A 25,851-nucleotide genomic window follows, 5' to 3' on the forward strand; every position below is an offset into this window, starting at 1 on the left:
TTGTGAAGTTCAATCAACTTTCAGCATCCGATACCCAACACCAATGTGTGTTTGGATATATTGTGGAGAGTTCGGTTCTTTCTCGATTTTTTTACGAAGTGTTGCCATAAACACACGAAGGGAGGCAATATCATTATCCCAACTACTTCCCCAAATGCTTTGCGTAAGGAAAGTATGGGTCAGAACTTTTCCTATATTTCTTGTCAACAGGCAAAGCAACTTATATTCAATAGGTGTTAAATGCAACTCTTCTTCATTCAAATAAGCACAACCTGCAGCATAATCTACACGAAGTTTTCCGTTTACAAAAACAACCGCTTCGGCAGGGGATACTTTTTGCATCATCAATAACCTTCTTTGCGTGACTCGTAGTCTGGCAAGCAGTTCTTCAACAGAAAATGGCTTTGTTAAATAATCATCTGCACCAGCATCCAACGCATCAATTTTATCGGTATCTTCACTGCGAGCACTGATTACGATAATTGGCATGTTTGACCAAGTACGGATTTTTTTAATAATCTCAACGCCATCCATATCAGGAAGTCCTAAATCAAGTAAAACAATGTCAGGATTGTGTGAAGATGCTTCTAAAATTGCCGATTGACCATCGGGCGCCGTCAGATATCGGTATTCGTGCGCTTTTAAGGTTGTTGTAATTAAATTTCTGACAGATGTGTCATCTTCTACAACTAATATTAGTGACTTATTCATATACTTTGACCTCCCCTGCCGGTAATGTAAATGTAAATACTGTTCCGTGCGGCAGATTATCTGAAACAGTAAGTTCTCCGCCGTGGGCGTTAATAATGGACTTGCACAAAGATAATCCAAGTCCTAAACTTCGGCGGCTGTCTGCGATTTGATTTGCACCACTGTAAAACATATCGAATATTCGTGGCTTTATTTCGTCAGCAATTCCGTTTCCGTCATCCGATATAGATACGATTGCTTGTTTTCCCTGCTTTTCTGTCCGAATAACAATATGAGAATTTTTAGGTGTATATTTGATAGCATTATCAACAATATTGATGATTACCTGAACAATAAGCTTTGCATCCATTTTTGCAAGAAGAAATTCTTCTTTGCTTTCAACGGAAATATGATGTTCTTCACTCTTTCGGTTAATATGATGTAACGCTTCTGTGATCACGTCATCCATCAAATCTTCCGTTATACGGAGATTTAACCGTCCTTCTTCAATTCGGGTTACAGCCAGCAGGTTTTCTACAAGGTTAATCAGCCACATGGAATCATCATAAATATACATGTACAGCTGCTTTTTTGTATCATTATCAAAGGAATCGCCATTGGACAAAAGGTTGCTGGCATTACCGGAAATGGATGTCAGCGGTGTCCTCAAATCATGTGAAATAGCACGCAACAGGTTCGCTCGCAACTGTTCATTTTTTGCAAGGATAGCCGCCTCCTGTTTCTCACGGGCATTTTTCTCATTTTCCAAAGCCAGAGCACATTCTCCGAGAATGGACAGTAGAATACTGTTTTCAAATGGATCAAGAGGTATTTCCCCCATCACGATTCCAACAACTCCATATACCATACTGTTGCTGCGAACAGCAAGGTACAGGCATTTTGCATTGGAAAGCGTTCCTGTTGTAGCTCCGGCACGTTTATTGTTTTTCAATACCCAGCCGGCAACGGCCTTTTCATTTTCGGAAATACACGATTCCAAATTTTCCTCCGTTACAGAAAAAATATGCGGCGTATCCAACACTTCTCCATCAGCTAAATAAAAAACGATATCTTTTTCCAAGAGTTTAATGAGCTGATTTGAAGTTGCAGATACAATTTCATTTTTATCTTTTGCCTGTTGCAATAGCTGGTTTGTATCAAATAACACTTTGGTACGGTAAGCAGATTGTGCCGCCTGTTTTGCCTGGTTTTTAATCCGTATAGCAAGAGAACCGGTTAAAAATGCCGCCAAAAACATGATAATAAAAGTAACAGGATAACCCTGATCATACGCCTGCAAGGTAAATTGAGGTTCCGTAAACAGGAAATTAAAGACCAAAACACTTACAATCGAGGAAATTAGGCTGTATATCTGATGTTTCGTGATGACAGCGGTGACAAGAACGCCTAAAACAAAAACAGTAATGATATTTGCTTCGTCAAATCCAAATTTCTGGAAGATCATTCCGACTAAACTGGATAAAATCAAAATTGCAGCAGATTTTAATGTATCAGTGACAGAGAATAGGATATGGTTCTTTTTCCTTCCCCCTCTTAACTGATACACTGCCGCATTAGAAACCGTATCCGGAATAATATGCACCTCCAGGTTAGGGGCATATTCAATCAATTTTTCTGTCAGGGTCGGTTTGCTGAGCAAATGCCGTTTTGTAGCAGAGCTACGTCCGATCACAATCTTTGACACACCGGACAAACGGGTGAATTCCGCAATCTGAAACGGAACATCTTCTCCGTAAACTGTTTCAATTTTTGCCCCAAGTTGCTCAGCAAGACGAATATTTGAACGCAGGCGTTTTACATTTTCCTCGCTCATCTCCGAAAAATCTGGGGGTTCTACAAACAGAGCCGTAAACTCCCCTTTAAAAGCAGAAGCCATTTTTGCGGCGGTACGGATAATTTTCGTATTGGATGGAGAAGAAGATAGACATACAAGAATATGTTCGTCTGTGTGATAATCTCCATGATTTTTTATGCGGGCATTTTCTGTGAGAATATTCACCCGGTCCGCACATCGCCGCAGTGCAATCTCCCGGAGAGCTGTCAGATTTTCTATTGTAAAAAAATTTTCTACCGCCTGTTTTGCCTGTGTCTGTCTGTATACATTTCCTGTATTCAAACGGTCGATCAAATCCTGTGGTTCAATATCTATTAATTCAACCTGATCTGCATTATCAAACAGAGAATCCGGGATGCGTTCCTGTACAACAATTTCCGTAATGGATGCAACTGTATCACAAAGGCTTTCAATATGCTGAACATTGACAGTCGTATAGACATCGATCCCTGCATTCAAAAGTTCCTTAATGTCCTGATACCGTTTTGCATGACGGCATCCTTCGGCATTCGTATGCGCAAGTTCATCTACAAGGATAAGCTGTGGTTTTCTTTTCAGTGCCATGTCAATGTCGAATTCGTTCAGTATCATACCATTATAGAGAACCTCCCTTGTAGGAAGAACTTCTAAGCCATTCAAAAGAGCTGCTGTTTTGGGGCATGCGTGGGGTTCTACATAACCGGCTACCACGTCAATTCCCTGCTGTTTTTCCATATGAGCCGCTTCTAACATGGCGTAGGTTTTACCCACACCAGCTGCGTATCCGAAAAAGATTTTCAAATGTCCTTTATTACGGTTTTCTTCATCAGCTTGGATTGCCTTTAATAACTGATTCGGATTGTGTCTGCTTTCACCCATACGGTCATCTCCTTGTACAAAAACGTTATATAGAATAATAAGTAAATTTCAGAAAAGTATTTTAACACTGAAATTAAAATCGCATAAAGATTATACCACCTTTTATTCTTTTTTTCCATTCGGGCATGTAGCCGAAAGCATAAAACACTCCGAAAAATCACGCAATTTTTCGACAAATAGCCCCTTCATACAATTAATGTCATTTTGCCATATCACTCTCGCTGGTTTCTCAATCGTATTGATGGGATGTACCGCAATGTCTATAGAGTCTGGAGTAATGACACTCTGCTTTATTTGAAGGGATAAGGAACAATACTCATCTTTCAAAATATCGTTGTGACTTTCTATGATAAAGCCAAAATCAAGTTTATTATTTCCTAGCCCATTTATTATTTCACTTGCAGAACCGTAAAACAGGTTCAACTCATAGTCTGGGTATTCACTTGAAAATTGTTCTAATAGATCTGCAATAGAATCTATGATTGCAGGTGTTTCAAATCCAATCCTGAGCTTAGAATCTGAAATAAGTTTTTGGGATTGATTTTCCTCGAGAAATTTATCCAGCTTTTCCATAATAAAATAACCATAAATAAATGCCGCCAATACCACTATAAGTAAAACAAAATCTTTCATATCACCAACTTCTTTCAAAAATTAAATATGAAAACATTTTTGAATATGTTTCGTCTCCCCAAGAACAAGCATGGTACTATCCTTTAACAACTGCGTATCGGAACTTATTTTCAAATTCATAATATCATTTGTTTTCAGCGCCATAATATTAATGTTATATTTTTTTCGTATATCCAACTGACCGATTGTTTTTCCTATCCATTCTCCCGGTATAGACATTTCAAAAATTGCATGTTCTTCATCTAGTTCTATGTAATCGAAAATATGATCAGCACTATAACGGATCGCAACCCAATCGGCAAGCTGCCTTTCGGGATAAACAATTTCATCTGCGCCGTTCCGTAAAAGAAATTTTGCATGAACATCACGAGCGGCACGAGACACCACCATTCTTGCACCGAGTTCCTTCAAAAGGGACGTTACTTCCAATGAATTCTGAAAGTTATCTCCGATAGCCACCATACAAACATCAAAATTTCCAACACCAAGCGAACTTAAAAAATCCTCATTCGTCGCATCCCCAATCTGAGCGTTAGTTACAAAGGGAAGTACAGCATCAACTCGAGTCTCTTCTTTATCTACCGCCATCACCTGATGATGTAATTCATCTAATTTCATAGCAATATGCCGTCCGAATCTTCCCAGACCGATAAGTAATATTGATTTCATTTTTTTATTCTCCTTAACCTACTGTAATTTTTTCCTGAGGATATTTTGAACCGTTAGACTTTTTTTCAGAAATTGTGGCAAAAATCAAGGTCAATCCTCCCACTCTGCCAAAAAACATCAGGCAAATCAAGATTATATGGGAAACAAGCCCCAGATCAGGAGTTATTCCCAGCGATAACCCTACTGTTCCGATTGCCGACGCAGTCTCAAACAAAGCGGTCATAAGTGGAATATCTTCTGTGCTGCTAATTACCATTCCTCCCACAAGAAATAAAACGATATACATCAAAAAAATTGTAGTTGCATTTCTGATAGTGCCATCTGGAATTTGTCTGCCGAAAAAATGGGTGTGTTCCTTTTTCCTAAATACAGATAATGCCGATGAAACGAGAACTGCAAGAGTTGTCGTTTTCATACCACCTGCAGTGGAACCGGGAGAGCCACCGATAAGCATCAGAATAATGATAAGCATTTGCCCAACTTCACTGAGTAAAGTCAAATCTGCCGTATTAAATCCTGCAGTTCTCGGCGTAACGGATTGAAACAAGGAAACCCATACTCTTTCCGTAAGAGGCACATTTGAAAATTCAAAGCAAAAAAAGTAAAGAGCCGGTAAGAATATCAATAGTCCTGTTACCATAAAAATCACCTTGCTTTGCATCCGGTATTTTTTGAAATGCCATTTATGAATCTTTATATCCTCCCATGTAAGGAATCCAATACCTCCTGCAACAATCAGCGCCATAATTACAAGATTTATAATCGGCTGTACAGAATAAGAGGTCAACGAGGAAAAAGGAGTTCTTATACCGATTAGATCAAATCCTGCATTGCAAAAAGCAGAAATAGAATGGAACAGCGAATACCATATTCCTTTCCAAAACCCAAAGTCCCTACAAAAAACAGGGGCTAAAAGAGCCGCACCGATGATTTCGATAAGAATAGTAGTCCGGATAATAAATTGCGTTCTCCGTACAATGCCGCCCACCGTTGGAGCTGAAATTGCCTCCTGCATGGTACTTCGCTGCATCAACCCGATTTTGCGTCCGGATACAACAGCAATCGCAATAGCAATCGTAATAATTCCCATACCTCCGATTTGAATCAGCAGTAAAATAATTCCTTGTCCAAATAAAGACCAGTAGGTTGCCGTATCATTAATAACCAGTCCCGTCACACAAACCGCAGAAGTTGAGGTAAACAAAGCATCCAAAAAGGAGGTACACTGACCGCTTTTTGTAGCAATCGGCAGCATCAAAAGCAGGCTGCCTAAGAGAATCACGGATAAAAACCCTAAACTAATCACTTGAAATGATGTCATATGTCGATGTCTTGATCTTTTTGTCTGTTGCATAACTATATCCCCATAATCTTAATTTCTTCTTTATATTGCCTTTACTCTATCTTTATTTGTATTAAATGGGCGTAAGTAAGTTTGTTTTGAAATTAAGATTGTATAAAGATTAGCAGAAGTCTGAAATCTTTTGAGAGCACTCGTTACAGGATACCGTCCAACATCAAATTGACTTCTTTCCTCCCTCTGGCTAGCTTGTCCACTTCCAGAAGATGCTCTCCAATGGTATCCTGTAAAAGCATCACCTGATACGTTGAATTCCTATGGTTCTTCAGATAATCTCTGCGTAAGAATCCATATTTGCCAAGCTGCTCCATCTGCTCACCGGATTTATAAGTGAGGTTCGGAATAAGGTATCCATTTATATTTGTATAAGTCAGTTTTTCCATAGTACTTACCGTCCTTTTCAAATTTGTAATTTTTAGAAATCATTCTTCCGGGGACAATCGACAATTTCTAAAATTGGGCAACAAAAAAGCAACCGATATTACTCGATTGCCACTCTGTTACTCTTGCGAAACTATTCCTTTTTCAAAAAATTTGTAAATATTGCCTAAATGCTTTTGTAAACTTTTTCCTTCAAAAAATATTACAAATGGATAATTGACTTTTTGAAAATTATTATTCTCAAGTTTCTATAAAAATTAGAAAAAGCCCAAACCACAAGGGTTTGAGCTTCATTTGCGCATTCACGTTTTCTTTTTTTGGGTATAGAATCTCCACTGCTAAATATAGAGTATTGGTTTGTTTTTATCAAGTCTTAGTTCTTATCTATATTCTTCCGTTAAATAAAAAAGTAAATTTCACATTGGACTTAAGTACTTATTTCAGTTTTCCATATATCTCATCCGTTACTGTTTCACACCATTCGGATGATGTTTTTTCTCCCGGTACTTCAATTGCCAGATGTGAAAACCATTCATCTGGTGCTGCTCCATGCCAGTGTTTTACTTCTGCCGGAATATTGACACAATCTCCAGGTTTCATTTCTACTGCTTCTTTTCCTTCTTCCTGATAGTATCCACGTCCTGCAATGCAGATAAGAATCTGTCCGCCTCCGCTTTTTGCATGATGAATATGCCAGTTATTCCTGCAACCAGGTTCAAAAGTCACATTGAAAATTCCAACCTGTGACGTAGACACAGGAGCCAAAAAACTTTTCCCTGTAAAATATTGTGCAAATTTATCATTTGGGTCTCCAATCGGGAATATCATCTTTTTAGCATGAGCTCTCATTGCTTCATCTTCATATGAAAGATCACCTTCGTCTATACTCCAGACATCTTTTGCAAGATTGAATGCCGCCCATCCTTTTGGCCACCCTGCATAAAAAGCTATATGGGTAATCACGGCTGCAATTTCTTTCTGAGTCACTCCATGAGCTTTTGCATTTTCAAAATGATGTACTAAAGATGTATTAATCATTCCTGAAGCGATAAGTGCTGTGACTGTTATAATACATCTTGTCTTTACATCAATATCCTGATTATTCCAATTTTCTCCAAACAAAACATCATCATTAAAATGTGCAAACTGTGGTGCAAAATCATTCAGTGCGTTTCTTCCTGCTGTCTGTACAATTTTTTTCACTTTAATCACCTGTCCTTATTTTAACTTTGCTCCATCCTTAAAAGCATTTCCCACACGTTCTCCAAGTCTGTAATATCCGTGATGTACCGGATCATATGTAATTGGTGTAAACTTACTAAGATCAATTTCTCCGTCATCACCGAGATATTTCTCATCTGCACTTACATTTTTAATTTCCGCAAGATACTTGCTGCCATCAATGACTTTTACAAGTTCACACTCAAGAGTCAGTGGAAGTTCATTGATGATTGGTGCATTTACAAATTCACCTTTCGTTGTAGTAAAGCCTGCTTTTTTCATCTTATCTGCTTCTTTATTTGCAGAAACAATTCCCACATAATCGCAGGCAACCAGATGTTCAAGATCTGCCACCCCTACTGTAAAAGCCTTATTTTTTATAATATTGTCTGTTGTCTTATGGGCAGACAAATCTACAATAATCTCATTTGCACCTACAATTCCGCCCCATGCAGCGTTCATTGCATTTGCCTTTCCATTTTCATCATATGTTCCCAGAATCATAACCGGCTGTAGATATAAAAATGGTTTTGCTCCAAAATTCTTTCTCATTGTCTTATCTCTCCTTATTCTTATTTTTGCCCGTCTACCGTTGGCACTGTTTTTTTATACATTTATTATAAGCAGTTTGCATATTTTTCAGAAGTTCCTGTTTGTTTGTCAGTCTTAACCTTATGGTTATTTGTTTATCTCCATCTTTATCTGCCCGATCCATTCTGTAATCACATCTTCCGAAGTTTCCAGATGGTCTTTACCCATAGAATCAAACTGAATCTGCATTTCATGTGCAAAGGCAGCTCCTTTGCACTTGTCCTTCATATCTTTAATTACATGTCCCGGCCATCCGCCATTTGTCATAAATGGAATCACTGTCTTTCCTGTAAAATCATTTGTTGTCAAAAATGTAAGCACTGCAGGTGCCATCGTATACCACCACGTTGGAGTTCCGATAGCAATCACATCATAATCAGCAAGATTTACAGATAATGGATTAATCTGAGGCATAAAGCCTGCCTCTACCTCTCTTTTTCCCTGTTCAACCACATCTTCATGACTGCCGTCAAGAAAGCCACTATTACCCCTATGGTTATCTTTTTCCTTGTTTTCATTGCTCACCTCTTTTATTTCTTCTGTATTTTTGAGCCTCCAAACACCTGCGACATCGGCATGTGGTCAAGCATCTCATCAATAGATTTTACTTCATCCTGAGTCAGCTTTATATCTGCTGATTCCATATTTTCTTCCAGTCTATTTACTTTTCTTGTTCCCGGAATTGGTACGATATATGGTTTCTTTGCAAGCATCCAGGCAAGAGAAATCTGTGCAGGCGTGGCATTTTTTTCTTCTGCAATCACTTTCATCCAGGACATAAATTCATTATTTTCCTTTAATCCTTCTTCTGTAAACTGTGGCATTGCGCTTCGATAATCTCCCGGCTTTTCAAATTCCCCATGGGAATGATATGCTGCTGTCAGTAATCCATTTGCAAGCGGCGAAAATGCAACAAATCCTATTTTCAATTCTTCAAGCACTGGGAATAATTTCTCATAATCCCTGTACATCATGGAATATCTGTTCTGAATCGCTGTAACCGGGCATACTTTATGTGCACGTTGAATAATCTCTTCACTGGCTTCTGATAACCCCCAGTGTGTGATTTTTCCCTGCTCCATTAACTCCTTCATAGCTCCTGCCGTCTCCTCAATCGGTACAGTCATGTCAATACGATGAATATAATATAAATCAAGATGGTCTGTGTTAAGTCTCATTAAAGATCCCTCAATCGATGCTTTAATCGTCTCCGGTCGTCCATCAGGAATCAAAGGTTTATTTACAGTTGTTGCAGTTTCATCAAAATGTATCCCACACTTTGATGCAAGGACAATTTTGTTTCTATATGGCCTTAACACTTCCCCAAGCAGTTTTTCATTGTGATGAGGGTCTTCTGTTGTTCCGTATATCTCTGCCGTATCAAAAAATGTGCAGCCTTCATCGATCGCTTTTTCAATCAATTCTTCTGCTTCTTTCTGTGTTGAAACAGTTCCATATGCATGACTCATTCCCATACATCCAAATCCGATTTCTGATACTTCTAAGTCTCTTCCTAAAATTCTTATCTCCATCTTTATCTTCCTTTTCTATATTTCAAACTTTACTGTAAGTATAAGAAAAAGAGACTCCGGACAGAAGTCTCTCTTTGTTAGGCAGTTTAAACCTAAAGGTTATGTCTTACTTATTACGATTCCTCCAAATATTTTTATATTCTTTTATAATCCAAGACTGTCTATCCATGAACTGATATCTGATTCAGACGCTCCGCCATGGAATCGTTCCCCTTCTTTCCAGTCACCTGTTCCTGTCATCTCTTCCAGAAGATTACCGCTGTCACCGATTCCCGAAGTCGCTGCTGTACAGAATGGGATGACTGTTTTTCCTGTAAAGTCATTCTCTTTTACAAAGTTATCTACTGGCCATGCTGCAATTCCCCACCAGATAGGATAGCCAATGTATACCGTATCATATGAATCCCAGTTATCAACTGTTGTAGATACCAGTTCCACATCTCTTAAGCTCTCATCATCATGTTCTCTTGACACCCGGCTGTCATCATCTGTCCAGTCAAGGTCATCATCTGTATATGGCTCCACAGGCTCTACTTCAAACAGATCTGCCTCTGTAATTTTTGCTATCTTTTCAGCAACATCTTTTGTATTTCCTGAAGCTGAATAATATACAACCAATGTTTTTCCATTTCCTGTTGATGTATTTTCTGTTGTATCTGTAGTGTTTTCGGAATTTGTATCCGCTTCTTCATTCCCAGACTGGTTTGTACTTGTAGACTGGCTGTCATTATTAGAAGCAGACTGGTTGGTATTGCTTGCTCCACATCCTGCCATCAAACCGATTGCCACGATGCATGTTAAGAGTACTGCTGCTATTTTCTTTGTTTTCATTCTAAGGTCACCTCCTGTCGTATAAAATGTTTGTCACGCTAATTTCTATCGGATGAAATTGGTAAATACAAAATCCGGTGCCTTTGGCATTTCAATTCCCATTTTTGTCGCAACATTTTTACAGTTAATGAAATATGCCATATTGTTTCCAAGGATCTGCATAACCTGCATTCCTTCGAGATCCTGTTTTACTTCATCCAGATTCGTCCCATGTACCATATTCCAATATCTCGATGTGATAATCGGCATCTGCATCAGACCAAAATATTTATTTACCTGATCCCATGTGGCCGTTGTTCCGGCTCTTCTTGCTGAAATTACCACAGCGGCAGGTTTCAGGCGGAATCTGTCGCCGCCACCGTTTAAATCGGCATAAAAGACTCTGTCCATAAAGGATGTGATTGCACCGCCTGCACCACCCCAGTGTACCGGAGTTCCAAATACGAATCCGTCATAATCCCCTGCTATTTCCAGAAATTCATTCACGATATCATCCAGGATGCATTTATTTTTTTCCTGACATTTTCTGCAGGCAATACATCCTGAAATCGGCTTGTTTCCAATCCAAAAAATATCTGTACTTATGCCATTTTCATTTAATGCACTGGATACTTCACAAAGAGCTGTATAAGTACAGCCATTTTTGTGTGGACTGCCATTGACAAGTAATACTTTCATTGATTTTTCCTCTTATGCTTACCAGTTCTTTTTTTCTTTTGAACTGTCATTATTCTTTTTTCTTTCCTCAACCATTTTCACGAACCATTCCACCATATTCGGATCCTGATGCGAGAAGAAGGAGCTTGTCTTCTTGTCCAGTTCTGCAATAGTCTTCATATCTTCATCAGAAAGTGTGAAATCAAAAACATTAAAGTTTTCTTCCATTCTCTCAATGTGTGTTGATTTCGGAATAACCACTACCCCTCTCTGAATATGCCAGCGAAGCATAACCTGTGCCGGAGTCTTCTGATATTTTTCTGCAATCTCTGCGATGACAGGATTCTCAAAGGTGCCTCCTCTGCCCTCACCGAATGGTGCCCATGCTTCTAACCGGATGTCATATTTGTCTGCCCATTCCTTCATCTCTTTCTGCTGATTGAAGATGTGGGTTTCCACCTGATTTACCATAGGTTTAATGCGGTTGAAGGATGCAAAATCAACCATTCTGTCTACATAAAAGTTGGAAATTCCGATTGCTCTGATTTTTCCCTCATCGTACAGATCTTCCAATGCATGGTAAGCACCGTAAGCATCTGAAAATGGCTGGTGAAGCAATACCAGATCCAGATAATCTGTCTTTAACTTTTTCATGGATTCAAGAACTGATTTCTTTGCTTCTTCATATCCATAATGTTCAACCCACACCTTTGTTGTAAGGAAGATTTCTTCTCTTGGAATGCCTGACTTTTGGATTGCATTCCCAACCTCTTCCTCATTAAAATAACTCTGTGCTGTATCAATCGCCCGGTATCCAACTTTTAAAGCATCAAGCACACATCTTTCACATTCCTCTTTTGTTACCTGATATACGCCATATCCCAGTATTGGCATTTTTACACCATTATTTAATGAAATATATTCCATTGTCGTATCCTCCTTGTTTTCTTTCATTCATCTTACATTCATACTATAATACTGATAGATTCCTTTGAGAAGTTTCGATAAGTTTTTCAGTCTTAACCTTTCGGTTTATTCTGGTTCTTACTGATTGAACAGCCATCCCATAATTTCTTTGTCCCGTCATATGCATCCGGAATATATACATTGTAATGAATGTCCCCTTCATTTGGAGAATGAAGAACATTATCCAGGAGGAAGCCCCGGTATTCTTCGCTTCCCGGCGTAACATTTTCCAATTCATCTCCGGATGTATTTTTTTCTGTATTTTCTTTTTTCTCATTTGTCTTCTGCTGTACGGTCTGTACCTGGTTTATTGTTTGTTGATTCTTCTTTTCATCCCTGCCAGGTTTTGAAAAGTAGATATATACCATGATTACCATTGCTAAAATAACAACTCCAATAATTGTAAGTACTAATTTCCGCTTTTCCATAAATACACCACCTTCTTTCAGTATGAACCTTTTCGTTTTCTCTTACCTGTTTTCTTTAGAAACACTCCACTATAATATCCAATAAATGCTATCAATATCATTACTGCCAGATAATCCAGCAGAAAAGGAAAGATCCCCTTTTCATAATCATAAAATACAAAATGCATCCTCATAATCAGATAATCTCCTATCTGTCTCCTGTAAAATGCATATAAACCATAACCTGCAATTGTGGTTGCGACAGATCTTGCTGCCCATGTTCTGATGACGGATGGATGTTCCCATAATCGTCCTGCCATTGCTACCGCTATATTCCAATGAAATCCGAGATGTAATGACATCACCACCAGTCCCCAGTATGCGCAAAACATATGTATCTGTCTGGCTGTCATATATGTTCCGGAAATCTTTATCCATTTAAATATGTGATTTGACAATAATATTCCACTTATCATGGAACCCATTATAAGAATAAGCATGATGATAACCAGTACTGTCTGTATCACTCTGAACGCATTATATTTTCCTTTCCTTACAGAGATCACCCATTTATGATTCAGTATGTAATGTGAAATAAAAAGCACAAGCATCGCCATACCAATCCACTCATGTGCAGTCTCGCTGAGCAGACTATATGGCATAAGAAGAAGCAAACATATCGTCATTCCTATATCTATCAATATTTTTGCTGTAAATCGTTTATTTTTCATATCCTACCTCTTATCTAAAGCATTCATATTGTCTTTATCTGCATATAGTATCCTCCATTTTCACTTCAGCTAAAGTATAACAAAACGAGACTCCATTAGAAGTCTCGTTTTGTTATTCAGTATTAACCTTTAGGTTTCTACTCGCATGTATTCAATTTTTATTTTACCTTGTTAATAGCATTTATCAGCCGCTTAACCTTAATGGACGGTTTTTTCGAATGAAGAATTCCAAACGGCATAGTATAATTCCAATCTACTGGAATGATTCTGATCAGTGGATGAACACTTTCCCAGCTCTTGAATGCCAGTAATACCTCATTATTGTTTTCGCATCGGTTAAATGCTTCTACATTGTACAGATTAAAGTCTACAATATTGATTTCAGGATGATTTTTCATCATATCATCCCTTAGCATATCGCCATAATAACTCCATCCTCTTTGCATGATCATAAGATTTTCTCCAGCCAGATCATCAAGTGTAATTTTTTCTTTTGTTGCCAGCCTGTGATGAATTGATACCGCCACACAAAATGGTTCTCTTGAAATCTCAGTGCCATCACAGCCTCTGAGTTCAAGCATTGTTTCATCAAAGATTCCAGCTATCACATCAATATTCTTTCCCATATTAGCCAGTATCTCTCTTGCATTCTCCGGTGTATTTTCAAATGTAATCAATTTAAACTTCATCTCCGGATATATTTTCTGTATCTTAGGCCAAAGTTCCACAAAAACTTCCGGTGGCGTCATCGGAGATATTCCAACACGAATGATTTCTTCATTATGATTCATTGCTTCCTGCGCCCGTATCAACGATTCTTTTGAATATTGAATCAGATATTTTGCATCCTGATAGAGCGATTTACCAGCTTCCGTAATAATAAGACCTCTGTGTGTTCGTTCAAATAATTGCAAATCTAAGCTGTTTTCCAAAGAATTTATCTGTTTAATAACCGCAGGTGCACTTATATATAATTCTTCTGCCGCTTTACTAAAGCTTCCAGCTTCGACAACGCAGATAAATGTATCAAGTTGTGGATTATACATCATGTAATTCACTCCTTTTTGTGATTTTAAATCATCTGAAATGCTTTCAGTGCCCCAATAATTGCCTCTTCTTTATCTCCTCATAAGTAGCCTTGCTCTCAGCCGCCGTTAAATCCATCTCGTCCATGTCAAGTCTCACATTCACATGATGCTTCGCTTCGTGGAGTTTGGACAATAAACATACCGTCTCAACGGTACTTTCGTTGTCCCAACAAAGTTCCTGTGTTTCCCTGTCTCCGAAATACACCGGGAAGCGGAACTTTATGTGCTTCAGGAATCTGCCATCTGGCTGCTCCTGCTCATAAATGTCCACCTGTTCTACAAAGCTGTTAAGAAATTCTTTCTTCTCCAGATCGGTGAACTTATCATATAGTTTATCAAAATATAAAAGAAATTGATAGACGTTTTCTTCTGATATTTTCTGTTGCCGGATATTCAACAGGCGGTTCTTTACTTCTTCTATACTATTCTCCACGCCTTCAATTTCATCATACAAACGGTATAACCTTGTCTCCATATCCTGATATTTCTTCTCATAAAATTTATCCATAATATCCAGACTGTCCATCTGCTGTCCAAGTCTTGCTTTTGCCCCGGTCAGCTGTCTGTGCTGTTTTTCCAGTCCTTCAATCTCTTTTTCTATTTCTTCTGTATCTATTCTTGAGCCGATTTTATTCAGGATTGCTTCTTCAAATTTAGGATTCTTCACCAGCTTCCGAATGACTTCTTCTACTGCATTGTTAATCTTCTCTTCGCTCCATTGTTTACGATATCCACATTTATGACCATCTACCAGGCGACGATGTTTGCAAGCATAATAGAAATAATCCTTATATAAGGTTCCGTCTTTCTTTTTCTTTCGGTTCACGTTTCCATACATACCGCTTCCACATAATGGGCATCTCAATATTCCAGATAAAATATGCTCATGATCGAGACTATGTGTCTTTTCATATTTCACACCTGTTTTTTCTCGTTTTTGATGAGCCAGCTCCCAGTCTGTTTCTGAAATGATTCCTTCATGAATACCATCATGCAGCATATAATTTTCCTGCTTTACAATACGGTATTCATTTCTTGTACCAGATACTTTCTCGTTCTTCCTTCGTCCATAAGCTAGCTTTCCACAGTATACCGGATTATCCAGAACGCCTTTTATAAACGAAGAGGCAAATGCATCCAGTGTATTATTCTGTCGCTTTTTCTTTTTATATCCATGCTGGTTCAGCCATGCAGCAATCGCAGAGATTCCCATATTGGTATGAATAAATTTATCATAAATCAGACGAATAATCTCTGCTTCGTCCTCTGCGATCTGCAATTCTCCATTTACTAGCTCATAGCCATAAGGAGCAAACCCGCCGTTCCATTTTCCTTCCCTGGCTTTCTGCTTACGTCCTTCCATTGTCTGAACAAGAATATTCTCTCGTTCAATCTCTGCCACCGCAGACAGAACGGAAATCATCAGCTTTCCACTATCTTTTGAGCTGTCAATTCCATCTTCTACACAGATCAGATTCACTCCAAAATCCTGCATCCTCTGCAAAGAGTTTAAAACATCTGCCGCATTACGACCAAATCTGGAAAGCTTGAACACCAGTACAAACTGTACCTCATCTGTTCCATTCTCAATATTATCTAACATTCTCTGAAATTCCGGTCTGCCCTCTACGCTCTTTCCAGACTTACCTTCATCGGAATACTCATTTACGATTTCCATGTTCTGAAATTCCGCATATCTCTTGAGTTTTTCTTTTTGAGCATCCAGACTGTAGCCATCTACCTGCATGGTTGTGGATACTCTGGTATATATATCGCATTTAATCTTTTTATTCTTCATAATTTTCCTCGCAGTATAACTCTGTTTTATTGTCCCAACTTTATTTTAGTACTTGTTCCAACTATTTTCAATACTTCTTTTCATTTTTTATTGACATATTTTCGTTCCAAACATATAATAATGATAGAGACAGGATTTCTGTCATCGAAAATATTGTTCGCCCACCGTTGGCGGCTTATAAGTGATCGGCTCGAAAATATTGTTCGCTCACCGGAAGCGTCTAATAAATGTCCGGCTCGAAAATTTCGGCCCTGCCGCATGGCAGGGCTTATTTTATAGGTGATAAACATGATATATCAAGAAGGATACGTTTACCATATTAAAGATGAATACTTTGAAAAAGTACGGGATTCCAACTTAATGCAGAACAAAGAAGGGGGTACATACCGTCCTACTTTTTACTGTCTGCGTGACAATAAAACTTCTCTGTTATGGATGGTTCCACTCAGTTCTCGTGTAGAAAAGTTTAAAGCAATACACGATAAACAGGTGGCTAAATACGGAAAGTGCCTAACGATTGTTTTAGGTGAATTTGATGGAAAAGAAGCTGCTTTTCTTCTCCAGAATATGTTTCCAATCAGAGATTACTATCTTGACCATATACATACTCGAAATAATAATCCGGTTCCTGTTAAGCATTCCATTCACAGGGAAGTAACAACACATATGAAAAAAATTCGTCAGCTTCATTCCAGAGGCAAAAAAGTGGTATTTCCAGATATTGACCGACTAGAGCAGATTATGCTTGCAGAAGTAAAAGATAACGCAACCGAATAATTTCACAAAAAAGCGACAGTCTGATTTACATTTTGTATATCAGGAAACTGCCGCTTCTTTTTCTTCTTTATTCTGTTTTTCTTCCTCCAACTCCCGGAGGACTTCTTCGCCGTACTTATCAATCATCCGTACCAGAAAATCAATACACCGCTCAAATTCAATATTCTGTTGCATAAGCTCCCCCCGTTATTGTTTGATCTGAGCTTATTTTACAGAACCTGCCTGAAAACCACATTGAATAGAAATTGATTGTAAATTGACACAATCAATTTAAAAATATCCGCATTTCCTTGAATCGAATATATGTTCGTGTTATGATGGATATACTTAATCTTTAACTACGAAAGGGGAATTTCTATTGAATCGATGCGATTTTTCTTCTATTAGCACTTGCTTAAAAAATCATATCAGCGAAAGTAATCAAATGAGTCAGCCTGATTTTTTATACGAATTATTTGAAGATTTTATGGATGATCCGGCAAATCAGGATTTTTCAATGGATAACGGTCTGGTTTGCCGCTGGATGACTGGTCAGGCTAAAATCAGTCCTAAAATATCCGCTTACTATTCCAAGCCATCCAACCAGGAAAAATTAGCCCATACCATCCACCAGAATCTTCTTCCACTGATGTCTGACTGTAATATGGCTATAGAAGATATTTACACTTTATTCATTCAGGATGACAGCATCTCAGATGCGAAAAAGAAAAATCTGACTCCCTTATATAAACCAGCCAGTTCAAGACTGCTGTTTCTTGCAAAACTGATTTCTTTTGGCATGGAACGTCAATTCATCAAACGTAATACCAAAAATCAGAAGCTGCTCGCCGGAGGAGCTTTATCCCCCATTGTGCTGGATTATATTATGGACAGTGAGGTTCCGAAACCATGCCGTCATTTTATCGGAAGAGATAAAGAACTGGAAGAATTATATACCATGCTTGAGGAAAACCGTCATGTTTTTCTTTACGGAATTGCCGGCATCGGAAAAAGTGAACTTGCCAAAGCCTACGCAAAGCGGTACATGAGGCATTACACCAATATCCTTTATGTAGAATATACCGGCAATCTTCATCAGGATATTACTGACATGGATTTTATTGATGATCCACCAGAAATCAGTGAACAGGAACGGTTTCAAAGACATAACCGTTTTCTGCGTTCTCTGAAATCTGATACTCTGTTGATCATAGACAATTTTAATGTCTCTGCTACACAAGACAGCTTTCTGTCAGTAGTATTAAAATATCGCTGCCAGATTTTGTTTACAACCAGAAGCAAACTGGATGAATACTGTACTCTGCCATTAAAAGAAATATCGGATATGAACGCTCTCTTCCAGCTGGCATCAGTATTTTATTCAGAGGCAGACACGTACCGGGCAACAGTTGAAAAGATCATCGAAACTGTTCACGCTCATACTTTTGCCGTGGAACTGGCAGCAAAACTTCTGGAAAATGGAATCTCAACTCCAAACCAGTTATTAACAAGACTTCAGGTGGAAAAAGCATCTTTCCACAACGAAGATAAAATTAAAATAATCAAAGATGGACAAAGCAGCAAAGCCACCTATTACAGTCATATCCATACGCTATTTTCTTTATACACTTTATCTCTTGAACAGCAGGATACCATGTGTAATATGTGCTTTCTTCCTTCCACCGGTATTTCCGCCCGTATATTTGCCAAATGGCTGGAACTGCCCACACTAAATGAGATCAACGATTTAATTGAGACTGGTTTTGTCCAGACAACAAAACGTCGCACTATCTCTCTGCATCCGATGATTCAGGAAATCACCCTTTCAGAGACAAAACCATCTGTAACTCGTTGCCACATATTACTGGATTCTTTACAGAAAATATGTTTAATGCATGGGATTGAAGTTGATTATTACAAGAAACTGTTTCAAACAATCGGAAATATCATAGAATTGATTGAAAAGGATGATATACCAAAGTATCTGCTTTTTCTGGAAAATGCATTTCCATACATGGATAACTATAACTACCACAAAGGTATGAATGGAATCATTCAGGAACTGAAATGTCTATTAAAGACAAAAAACATTGGCACTGACTCTGACCAGGCATTATTGCTGGATTTTCAGGCAGCCCTTGAAACCAAACCTGAAAAAGCAATAAAACTGGAAAAGGATGCTCTTGCCCAGATAGAAAATATCACTGCAGACAATGCTCGCCTTGTTTCCAACCTTCATGCCAATCTCGGAGGACTTTACCGCATGAACGGTCATCCCGATCTTGCAAGAGAACACATGGAAAAAAGTATCTCACTGCTTGACCAATTTAACCTGCTTCATATAAATGACAGCATACCTCAGATTGCCAATTATGCAATGTTCCTGACAGAACAGCAGGAACCTGAAAGAGGGATCTCCGAATTACAAAAATTATCCGGCATCATCAAGGAATACCATTCCGATGACTGTCTGGATTATGCCAAAGTTCAGGAAACCCTTGCAACCATTTATCTGATGACCGCCAATCTTTCACAAGCTAAAATACATTTTAAAAAAGCTTTTAAAATATATGAAAAAATTTGGGCTGATGAACCAGAATTGATTGAAGCAAAATATCAGGAAATTCAGGAGTTATATCCACAGATTGGATTTTCCATTGGAAAAAATCTATCCCTTCTTTTAACAAAATAAGCATACTTTACGGCGGGCAAGTTGCCCGCCGTTATATTCAACTATTCGTCAAATAAATATATGCATCTTCCAAAGTGATATCATTATCTAGGACACAATTCTCATTTGGCTTTCCTTTGCTTAATACTTTCATATGAATTCCATTTTCTACATACTGCTTAGATGATATAGAATAATTGGCTTCTAACAAACGGGCTTCTTCTGCATTTTGTACCGTACAATTCCAAACACAACCCTTTGCATTTTCCAGTAACCCACTCACGCTTCCAGAATATAAAAAACTTCCTTTTTTCATAATGGCAAGCTGTGTACAGGTTGCTGCTAAATCTTCTACTACATGAGTGGAAAACAGCACAGTTCTATCCTTTGAAAAATCAACCAAAAGATTGCGAATCCTGATTCTTTCTTCCGGATCTAACCCAGTTGTTGGTTCATCAATAATCAAAAAATCCGGATTATTAAGAAGTGCTTGTATGAGTCCGACACGTCTCTTCATACCACCAGATAATTGCCGCATTTTTTTATTCTGATGCTCTGTAAGAGAAGTCTTTTCCAGATAATAGGTAATTCTTTGTTCGAGGTCATTTCTGGATACTCCTGACAGTCCTCCCATATATACAAGGCATTCTTTCACCGTAAGATTCGGATATAAGTCGATTTCCTGTGGAAGATAACCAATCTTTTTCTGTATTTTCTCATAATTTCCCTCGTTATACAGAATTCCATCAAGCGAAACCATTCCTTCCGTTTGTTTTAAAACGGTTGTAAGAACCCTCATCAGCGTGGTTTTTCCCGCACCATTTTCTCCCAAAAGTCCGTAAATTCCCTTAGGTATTTCAAGAGATGCCTTATTTACTGCAACTACACCATTTTTAAATCTAACTGTTAAATCATTTATTCTAATACTCATAATCTATCCCCTTTTCTTTAAAGCCATTGGTAATACTGCAAATAAAAGCAGACCCACTATAAAAGACACAATCGTTCCATAAATCCAACTCTCGGACATTAATTGATTAACTTCACAAGAGCTGAAAGAAAACAATCCCAGATTCCCGAAAAATGAACTGCCCGCTTTCGATATAAGACCAATGACAATTCCAAATAAACCTCCTATACCTGCCCACATATTTCCAATCAATGTACACAAAATCACAGAGCATATACTCCAAAGCCAGATGGTTCCGAACATTGCAATGAAAAATAAAAGGAATATCTGAGTGCCCGAAACGCCTTCGTTTACACTGCCCGGTTTTTGCCAGAAAAACAAAACATATCCAACACAGGAAAGTATTAATAAATATAATATTTGAACGCACACTCTCTGTGATATTACTTTTAACTGCTTTTTTTGATCATACAAATGAAATACATCGGCACGCTTACTTTTTACTTCCATCAAATATGTGTCACTACAAAAAATAATTGTTAAAAATGCTATTGGAGACTGAATCGCTGAACCGATTTCTTCATAGTATATAATCGGATGAATAGCACACAATATCAGTATAAATGCGCATGAATAAAAAATCTTATATAACGACAGGCAGTTTTTTAGTTCCGTTTTCAATGAACCCTCCTCCTTTTCCAGATTGTAACAGAAATACATACTAATATAACTGATGAAATTACAAGCATAATCTGATTTATGTTTGACATTTGGGCTACGTGTGTTTCAAAAAATCTGCCAGGGAATCGCACCATAATAGAGAACGGTCTCATATAATAAATATCATTCTTCATGGTCAGCATATTTGAATATATAATGTGTAAAAACAAGATTGGTGCTGCCGGAAGCGGATTTTTAAATATTACTGCTGTAATTGTATAGACACAACATATCATCAAAAGATTCGGCACAATATAGATCAGAGAATTCACGCAAAAATCAATTGGTGTTACTGGAAAGCCCGATTCTAAAGACGTTTTCAAACACAGCATAAAGAATATAATATTCAAAATCACTAATACTCCCAGCATACTAATGAATCCGCTTATTACTTTCCCACATATATATTGGATTGCCGTAACAGGCTTTGTATGTAATAATTCATAGGTACTTTTTCGTGTATCCTGAATAAATAGAAATGATAGCAAGACTGTTGCAAAAAAGGCCATATGCAATCCTGCAAAATCCGTAAATTTTTTTGCAAAGTACCATGAAAAAGAATGTTCGGATAATTTCTGTTCGATATAATGATTGATTTCTTCTGCTGTCCCCTTATGAATTTCAAGGTCTTCATAAGCATATAACGCATTATAATAGCCATATTGGGATTCCAAAAACTCAGAAGCAGTCTTTACATCCATATTCTGAATTTCTTTCATTACATGATCCGCTTCCTGCCTGCTAAATCCAAAACCATTTTGGGAGGTGTCCATTAACGTCTCTTTGATCGTATCTTCCCACTCCCTTCTTCTTTCTTTATCATCAGATGTGGGAATGTACCCATCCATGACATCGGCATCTTCCAATGCTACATCATTTTGTGTGACCTGTTCATTCTGTTTGATATAATGAATTTGCAAATACGGTGACAGACATTGATACATACTGGCGACTATAATAATCAAACCAACCCACAAAACAGGGTTCTTTAAATAATCAAGTATACTTCTTTTTATGATTGTTTTCATTGCATCTCTTCCTTTCTTTATTTCTTTAACAACATCATACAAATCAATTCTCAATAAATTCACAACAAAAAAGACCAAAACCACTTTTTTGTGATTTCAGCCTTATAAAGTATTTTCATTCAACTTTGAAAAGAGCTTCTACATGGGCACCGCCTTGTCTGGCATTATATATTTTCAGATTTCCTCCATGCTTTTCACAGAAAATACGAGAAATATACATGCCTAGACCAAAATGCTTTAAATCATCTTGTGGATTCTTATGATAAAATGGCTCTGTTACTTTTTCCTCAGTATCCACAAATCCTATTCCATCATCTTCAACAGAAATTATAAGAAAACCATCCTTTTTCTTTATCTGCAAAGCAATACTTTTTTGCGCATATCGAACCGCATTTTCCAGTAAGTTGTCTGTCACTTCCATGACAAGTTCCTCATCCACTTTCACAACGTTTTGTTCCTGTGCTCTTTCTACCTTACATAATTTACTTTCCTTCTTGGACAGCATGACAGCTTCTGCCTCAATCTTTTTTGCCAGTTCCGATAATTCTATCTCTGAGCATTGCAGTTCTCTCTGTTCTAAATTGGACATTTTTCTCATGTTTTCCGTAAAATGCTCTATACGGTCAATCTGATACATGCCTGTTTGTAAGATATCAATAACATCCTCTGTTTTTATACTCTCAGCAGAAACAAACTCTAAGAGCATTTCCTGATACCCACGCAATATGGAAAGTGGAGAACGTATATCATGTGCAATTGCATTCCGCAAAGCCTTCTCGTCATCAATCATTCGCCACATCTTTCTGTTGTTATCTGCTAAAGCACTTCGCATCATTTCAAATTCTTTACACAAAGTTCCCATCTCATCTTTATTTTCATAGGACACATGAAAATCCAGTTCATTATCTGCAATCATTTGTGAGGCATCTTTTAGTTCCTGTAGAGGTGTCTTTAACTTGTTTTTATAAAAAAAGAATACCGCAGCAACACTCCCAACAATTGAAAAAATCAATACCGAATATGTTTCCATAAAGTCACACATTTCCGAAAGATGATAGTCCAAACGATTCATCTGCGATTGATTAGGTCTTGATATCTCAATCTCGTATTTCTTTCCATATTGCTGAAACACGTCCGTATAATCTGCATAATCAATATATTTTTCCCATATTTTATTCTGCATATTTCTTGCAAAATGAACTGTAAATCCAGATAACAGAAATGCTGCCGTCAAGCTGATCACAAAATAAAACAGAATTGTTTTTTTCAGTGACAAGTTTCTTATTTTTTCCATCGGTATCCAATCCCCCATACAGTTTCTATGTATTCTTTTTCTGAATAATCCGCTATTTTTTTCTTATACGCCGTACTAATTCTGTTATCGTTCTACTATCCCCTTCCGCATCATATCCACAGACTTGTGCATATATACGTTCTTTATCAAACACCTGCCCTGGATGCATGGATAAGAATTCAATAATCTGATATTCAATTTTTGTGAACTCCATCCTGTGTCCAGCTATAGCTACTATTTTTTCAGAATAATCAATCAGCATTTCATCCATGAAGCGGTATTCCGTTTTTTGTTGATGCCTTTCTTCTCTCTTTATGTTTGTAACAATCCTCGCTTCCAACTCCCGAAGACTAAATGGTTTCGTAATATAATCATCCCCACCTGAAAGCAACCCATTAATTTTATCATCTTCATCAACTCTTGCTGTCAGAAATAAAATTGGACATAACACTTTACTGCGTATCAAACGACATACTTCAATCCCATCCATTCGTGGCATATTGATATCCAACAAAATAATATCCGGTTTCATTTTTATTTTATTTAATGCTTCCATTCCGTCTGTAGCCGTAATGGTTTCATATTGTTTCATATTAAAATAACGACAAAGCATTTTCACCAATTCTTTATCATCATCGACAACTAAAATCTTGTATTTCATCCAAACCACCTCCAGTATCCATATTATACGATAAAAAACAATGAAATCACAACAAGAGTACATGAAGAACGTAAGCACAATATATCTTTTTTCTCAATTCCTGCTCAATTTCCCCTCAATGCCTTTTTCCTCCGATTTTCGTATGCTTATCCCACAGCAGAGCAGTACCACACCAGTACGACCTGCTGAATCAATCAATACGAAAACGGAGGTATTTTTTATGCGAGAACTCAGAAACACAAAAATCATTGCTGTAGATCATGGCTACGGCAATATGAAAACAGCAAACACCGTCACACCAACCGGCATCAAAGCCTATGAAACCGAACCAATCTTCACTGGGAATATTCTGGAATATAACGGCATTTACTACCGGATTGGCGAAGGACACAAAGAATTTATCCCGGATAAAGCTATGGACGAAGAATATTATCTTCTGACGCTAATGGCTATTGCAAGGGAACTGAATGTCTTTTCCATCCGTGAAGCAGATGTTCATCTGGCTGCCGGACTTCCTCTGACATGGATCAGAACTCAAAGAGAAGCTTTTCGTTCCTATCTGCTCCAGAATCCAGAAGTCCGTTACCTTTTTAACGGCAAAGAGTATCATCTCCACTTTGTGGGATGCAGCCTTTACCCACAGGGGTATCCGGCTATCGTAAACCAACTTGGAGATTTCAAGGGAACCAATCTCCTTGCAGATATCGGAAACGGAACCATGAACATTCTGTATATCAACAATAAGAAAGCGCAGGAGAGCCGATGCTGGACAGAAAAACTTGGTGTAAACCAATGCATGATTGCTGTAAAGAACGCTGTTCTGGACAAATTCGGAGTGAAGATTGAAGAATCCACAGTAGAACAGATTCTGCGGTTTGGAACAGCTGACATTTCAGCACCATATCTGGATTGTATTACGTCCATTGCCAGACAGTATGTGGCAGAACTTTTTGCCACACTCCGCAAATATGAATACAATCCTGACCTGATGCACCTGTATGTGGTTGGCGGCGGTGGATGCCTGATCCGTAACTTCGGAACTTATGACCAATCACGAGTCACCATCATTGATGACATCTGCGCCACCGCTAAAGGTTACGAATCTCTGGCTTATATGAGCCTGAAAAGGAGGGGATAAACCATGCAGAACAATATTCGCAACACAAACCTGCGATTTAATCTGGACAAAGAGCAGCAGCGGAAAGCCTGGGAATATTTACAGACGATGAACAGACAGGATTTTAAATCTTACAGTCAGGTAATCTCTCTTGCACTGGTAGATTATTTTGACCGCTACTACCGCACTCAGTCTGATCCCTATCTGGAAACAAGGGAACGGGAAGAACTTTTTGTGAAACAGATTGTAGGTGCAGTGGAAAACAGCCTGAAACAGGCATTGCCGCTTTTTCTTTCCGGACTGACTGCAGGTATGGTGCAAAGGGAGCCCCAAATCAGGGCGTCCTTTCCAACACCTGAAAATTCACAGCCAGATCGTGATGTAGACTGGGATTTTCTTGGCGAATAACTGATTGGAGGTGAACAC

At 38.1% G+C, this 25,851-nt stretch carries 26 protein-coding genes and 1 pseudogene; 4 read left to right on the plus strand and 23 right to left on the minus strand.

The window, feature by feature from the left end; all coding sequences use genetic code 11:
• Positions 1 to 9: 9 nt before the first annotated feature.
• The 17 genes from NQ558_RS13000 to NQ558_RS13080 all read right to left on the minus strand — a co-directional run bounded on the left by NQ558_RS13000 (position 10) and on the right by NQ558_RS13080 (position 16,268).
• Complete coding sequence (locus tag NQ558_RS13000; protein WP_005362271.1) at positions 10 to 711, minus strand: response regulator; 702 nt, start codon at positions 709 to 711, stop codon at positions 10 to 12.
• Positions 704 to 3,403 (minus strand): sensor histidine kinase, encoded by a 2,700-nt coding sequence (locus tag NQ558_RS13005; protein WP_005362272.1) that lies wholly within the window; start codon positions 3,401 to 3,403, stop codon positions 704 to 706. The genes NQ558_RS13000 and NQ558_RS13005 overlap by 8 nt, the downstream gene beginning before the upstream one ends.
• 102 nt (positions 3,404 to 3,505) lie before the next feature.
• Positions 3,506 to 4,054, minus strand: a complete 549-nt coding sequence (locus tag NQ558_RS13010) for a LysR family transcriptional regulator substrate-binding protein (RefSeq protein WP_242652138.1) — start codon at positions 4,052 to 4,054, stop codon at positions 3,506 to 3,508.
• Between the two features lie 3 nt (positions 4,055 to 4,057).
• On the minus strand, positions 4,058 to 4,705 hold the full coding sequence (locus tag NQ558_RS13015) for a potassium channel family protein (protein WP_005362281.1): 648 nt from the start codon (positions 4,703 to 4,705) through the stop codon (positions 4,058 to 4,060).
• A 13-nt stretch (positions 4,706 to 4,718) separates the two neighbouring features.
• Positions 4,719 to 6,059: a TrkH family potassium uptake protein gene (locus NQ558_RS13020; protein ID WP_084812561.1), complete on the minus strand. Its 1,341-nt coding sequence runs from the start codon at positions 6,057 to 6,059 to the stop codon at positions 4,719 to 4,721.
• A 143-nt stretch (positions 6,060 to 6,202) separates the two neighbouring features.
• Complete coding sequence (locus NQ558_RS13025) at positions 6,203 to 6,448, minus strand: TnpV protein (protein ID WP_005362284.1); 246 nt, start codon at positions 6,446 to 6,448, stop codon at positions 6,203 to 6,205.
• A 433-nt stretch (positions 6,449 to 6,881) separates the two neighbouring features.
• Positions 6,882 to 7,649 carry a carboxymuconolactone decarboxylase family protein gene (locus NQ558_RS13030; protein ID WP_084812562.1) on the minus strand — a complete coding sequence of 256 codons (768 nt, stop codon included), beginning with the start codon at positions 7,647 to 7,649 and terminating at the stop codon, positions 6,882 to 6,884.
• Positions 7,650 to 7,664: 15 nt separating this feature from the next.
• Positions 7,665 to 8,219 (minus strand): flavin reductase family protein, encoded by a 555-nt coding sequence (locus NQ558_RS13035; protein WP_005362287.1) that lies wholly within the window; start codon positions 8,217 to 8,219, stop codon positions 7,665 to 7,667.
• Between the two features lie 126 nt (positions 8,220 to 8,345).
• On the minus strand, positions 8,346 to 8,783 hold the full coding sequence (locus tag NQ558_RS13040) for a flavodoxin family protein (RefSeq protein ID WP_242652139.1): 438 nt from the start codon (positions 8,781 to 8,783) through the stop codon (positions 8,346 to 8,348).
• A 5-nt stretch (positions 8,784 to 8,788) separates the two neighbouring features.
• Positions 8,789 to 9,790: an aldo/keto reductase gene (locus NQ558_RS13045; RefSeq protein ID WP_005362290.1), complete on the minus strand. Its 1,002-nt coding sequence runs from the start codon at positions 9,788 to 9,790 to the stop codon at positions 8,789 to 8,791.
• A 144-nt stretch (positions 9,791 to 9,934) separates the two neighbouring features.
• Complete coding sequence (locus tag NQ558_RS13050; protein ID WP_005362291.1) at positions 9,935 to 10,621, minus strand: flavodoxin; 687 nt, start codon at positions 10,619 to 10,621, stop codon at positions 9,935 to 9,937.
• A 45-nt stretch (positions 10,622 to 10,666) separates the two neighbouring features.
• Positions 10,667 to 11,299, minus strand: coding sequence for a flavodoxin family protein (locus tag NQ558_RS13055; RefSeq protein WP_005362293.1), 633 nt, complete (start codon positions 11,297 to 11,299; stop codon positions 10,667 to 10,669).
• An 18-nt stretch (positions 11,300 to 11,317) separates the two neighbouring features.
• Entirely contained in the window at positions 11,318 to 12,205 is an 888-nt protein-coding gene (locus tag NQ558_RS13060) for an aldo/keto reductase (RefSeq protein WP_015528535.1), read from the minus strand.
• Between the two features lie 92 nt (positions 12,206 to 12,297).
• Entirely contained in the window at positions 12,298 to 12,672 is a 375-nt protein-coding gene (locus NQ558_RS13065) for a hypothetical protein (protein WP_005362296.1), read from the minus strand.
• 17 nt (positions 12,673 to 12,689) lie between these two features.
• Entirely contained in the window at positions 12,690 to 13,382 is a 693-nt protein-coding gene (locus NQ558_RS13070) for a DUF4405 domain-containing protein (RefSeq protein ID WP_005362298.1), read from the minus strand.
• Between the two features lie 158 nt (positions 13,383 to 13,540).
• Entirely contained in the window at positions 13,541 to 14,431 is an 891-nt protein-coding gene (locus NQ558_RS13075) for a LysR family transcriptional regulator (RefSeq protein ID WP_005362300.1), read from the minus strand.
• A gap of 43 nt (positions 14,432 to 14,474) precedes the next feature.
• The gene (locus NQ558_RS13080; protein WP_005362302.1) at positions 14,475 to 16,268 is read right to left on the minus strand and encodes a recombinase family protein; all 1,794 of its coding nucleotides are present in this window, start codon (positions 16,266 to 16,268) and stop codon (positions 14,475 to 14,477) included.
• A 288-nt stretch (positions 16,269 to 16,556) separates the two neighbouring features.
• On the opposite strand from NQ558_RS13080, the gene cptIN reads away from it, so the two are divergent.
• A complete protein-coding gene (cptIN, locus tag NQ558_RS13085) occupies positions 16,557 to 17,045 on the plus strand; it encodes a type III toxin-antitoxin system CptIN family toxin (RefSeq protein WP_005362306.1) in 489 nt (162 codons plus the stop codon).
• 39 nt (positions 17,046 to 17,084) lie between these two features.
• On the opposite strand, the gene NQ558_RS13090 is transcribed toward cptIN, so the two are convergent.
• A complete protein-coding gene (locus NQ558_RS13090; RefSeq protein ID WP_004844681.1) occupies positions 17,085 to 17,219 on the minus strand; it encodes a hypothetical protein in 135 nt (44 codons plus the stop codon).
• Positions 17,220 to 17,469: 250 nt separating this feature from the next.
• Between NQ558_RS13090 and NQ558_RS13095 the strand changes: the two genes are divergently transcribed.
• Positions 17,470 to 19,716 carry a tetratricopeptide repeat protein gene (locus NQ558_RS13095; RefSeq protein WP_005362309.1) on the plus strand — a complete coding sequence of 749 codons (2,247 nt, stop codon included), beginning with the start codon at positions 17,470 to 17,472 and terminating at the stop codon, positions 19,714 to 19,716.
• A 37-nt stretch (positions 19,717 to 19,753) separates the two neighbouring features.
• Here the strand turns inward: NQ558_RS13095 and NQ558_RS13100 are convergent, their stop codons facing one another.
• From NQ558_RS13100 to NQ558_RS13120, 5 genes and pseudogenes are all read right to left on the minus strand, one after another.
• Positions 19,754 to 20,626 carry an ATP-binding cassette domain-containing protein gene (locus NQ558_RS13100; RefSeq protein ID WP_005362311.1) on the minus strand — a complete coding sequence of 291 codons (873 nt, stop codon included), beginning with the start codon at positions 20,624 to 20,626 and terminating at the stop codon, positions 19,754 to 19,756.
• Between the two features lie 3 nt (positions 20,627 to 20,629).
• Complete coding sequence (locus NQ558_RS13105) at positions 20,630 to 21,286, minus strand: transporter (protein WP_242652140.1); 657 nt, start codon at positions 21,284 to 21,286, stop codon at positions 20,630 to 20,632.
• Positions 21,283 to 22,353: an ABC transporter permease subunit gene (locus NQ558_RS13110; protein ID WP_005362315.1), complete on the minus strand. Its 1,071-nt coding sequence runs from the start codon at positions 22,351 to 22,353 to the stop codon at positions 21,283 to 21,285. Before NQ558_RS13110 ends, NQ558_RS13105 begins: the two co-directional genes overlap by 4 nt.
• A 115-nt stretch (positions 22,354 to 22,468) precedes the next feature.
• Positions 22,469 to 23,647 carry a sensor histidine kinase gene (locus tag NQ558_RS13115; RefSeq protein WP_040446919.1) on the minus strand — a complete coding sequence of 393 codons (1,179 nt, stop codon included), beginning with the start codon at positions 23,645 to 23,647 and terminating at the stop codon, positions 22,469 to 22,471.
• Positions 23,635 to 24,371, minus strand: a pseudogene (locus tag NQ558_RS13120) (response regulator transcription factor). Before NQ558_RS13120 ends, NQ558_RS13115 begins: the two are co-directional and overlap by 13 nt.
• On the opposite strand from NQ558_RS13120, the gene NQ558_RS13125 reads away from it, so the two are divergent.
• Positions 24,349 to 25,446 carry a ParM/StbA family protein gene (locus NQ558_RS13125; protein WP_005362321.1) on the plus strand — a complete coding sequence of 366 codons (1,098 nt, stop codon included), beginning with the start codon at positions 24,349 to 24,351 and terminating at the stop codon, positions 25,444 to 25,446. The pseudogene NQ558_RS13120 and the gene NQ558_RS13125 sit on opposite strands and share 23 nt — an antisense overlap.
• A gap of 3 nt (positions 25,447 to 25,449) precedes the next feature.
• On the plus strand, positions 25,450 to 25,833 hold the full coding sequence (locus NQ558_RS13130; RefSeq protein ID WP_005362322.1) for a hypothetical protein: 384 nt from the start codon (positions 25,450 to 25,452) through the stop codon (positions 25,831 to 25,833).
• Positions 25,834 to 25,851: the final 18 nt, after the last annotated feature.

The sequence above is a fragment of the Eubacterium ventriosum genome, from assembly GCF_025150745.1.
Taxonomy (GTDB): Bacteria; Bacillota; Clostridia; order Lachnospirales; family Lachnospiraceae; genus Eubacterium_G; species Eubacterium_G ventriosum.

What these genes read in the sequence shown, in the direction of transcription:
- NQ558_RS13095 (WP_005362309.1), top strand. Translation starts at nt 17,470, where the DNA reads ATGAGTCAGCCTGATTTTTTATACGAATTATTTGAAGATTTTATGGAT.
- NQ558_RS13060 (WP_015528535.1), bottom strand. Translation starts at nt 12,205, where the DNA reads ATGGAATATATTTCATTAAATAATGGTGTAAAAATGCCAATACTGGGA.
- NQ558_RS13130 (WP_005362322.1), top strand. Translation starts at nt 25,450, where the DNA reads ATGCAGAACAATATTCGCAACACAAACCTGCGATTTAATCTGGACAAA.
- NQ558_RS13005 (WP_005362272.1), bottom strand. Translation starts at nt 3,403, where the DNA reads ATGGGTGAAAGCAGACACAATCCGAATCAGTTATTAAAGGCAATCCAA.
- NQ558_RS13070 (WP_005362298.1), bottom strand. Translation starts at nt 13,382, where the DNA reads ATGAAAAATAAACGATTTACAGCAAAAATATTGATAGATATAGGAATG.
- NQ558_RS13090 (WP_004844681.1), bottom strand. Translation starts at nt 17,219, where the DNA reads ATGCAACAGAATATTGAATTTGAGCGGTGTATTGATTTTCTGGTACGG.
- NQ558_RS13110 (WP_005362315.1), bottom strand. Translation starts at nt 22,353, where the DNA reads ATGAAAACAATCATAAAAAGAAGTATACTTGATTATTTAAAGAACCCT.
- NQ558_RS13020 (WP_084812561.1), bottom strand. Translation starts at nt 6,059, where the DNA reads ATGCAACAGACAAAAAGATCAAGACATCGACATATGACATCATTTCAA.
- NQ558_RS13045 (WP_005362290.1), bottom strand. Translation starts at nt 9,790, where the DNA reads ATGGAGATAAGAATTTTAGGAAGAGACTTAGAAGTATCAGAAATCGGA.
- NQ558_RS13055 (WP_005362293.1), bottom strand. Translation starts at nt 11,299, where the DNA reads ATGAAAGTATTACTTGTCAATGGCAGTCCACACAAAAATGGCTGTACT.
- NQ558_RS13015 (WP_005362281.1), bottom strand. Translation starts at nt 4,705, where the DNA reads ATGAAATCAATATTACTTATCGGTCTGGGAAGATTCGGACGGCATATT.
- NQ558_RS13080 (WP_005362302.1), bottom strand. Translation starts at nt 16,268, where the DNA reads ATGAAGAATAAAAAGATTAAATGCGATATATATACCAGAGTATCCACA.
- NQ558_RS13025 (WP_005362284.1), bottom strand. Translation starts at nt 6,448, where the DNA reads ATGGAAAAACTGACTTATACAAATATAAATGGATACCTTATTCCGAAC.
- NQ558_RS13000 (WP_005362271.1), bottom strand. Translation starts at nt 711, where the DNA reads ATGAATAAGTCACTAATATTAGTTGTAGAAGATGACACATCTGTCAGA.
- NQ558_RS13125 (WP_005362321.1), top strand. Translation starts at nt 24,349, where the DNA reads ATGAAATCACAACAAGAGTACATGAAGAACGTAAGCACAATATATCTT.
- cptIN (WP_005362306.1), top strand. Translation starts at nt 16,557, where the DNA reads ATGATATATCAAGAAGGATACGTTTACCATATTAAAGATGAATACTTT.
- NQ558_RS13035 (WP_005362287.1), bottom strand. Translation starts at nt 8,219, where the DNA reads ATGAGAAAGAATTTTGGAGCAAAACCATTTTTATATCTACAGCCGGTT.
- NQ558_RS13065 (WP_005362296.1), bottom strand. Translation starts at nt 12,672, where the DNA reads ATGGAAAAGCGGAAATTAGTACTTACAATTATTGGAGTTGTTATTTTA.
- NQ558_RS13050 (WP_005362291.1), bottom strand. Translation starts at nt 10,621, where the DNA reads ATGAAAACAAAGAAAATAGCAGCAGTACTCTTAACATGCATCGTGGCA.
- NQ558_RS13075 (WP_005362300.1), bottom strand. Translation starts at nt 14,431, where the DNA reads ATGATGTATAATCCACAACTTGATACATTTATCTGCGTTGTCGAAGCT.
- NQ558_RS13100 (WP_005362311.1), bottom strand. Translation starts at nt 20,626, where the DNA reads ATGAGTATTAGAATAAATGATTTAACAGTTAGATTTAAAAATGGTGTA.
- NQ558_RS13115 (WP_040446919.1), bottom strand. Translation starts at nt 23,647, where the DNA reads ATGGAAAAAATAAGAAACTTGTCACTGAAAAAAACAATTCTGTTTTAT.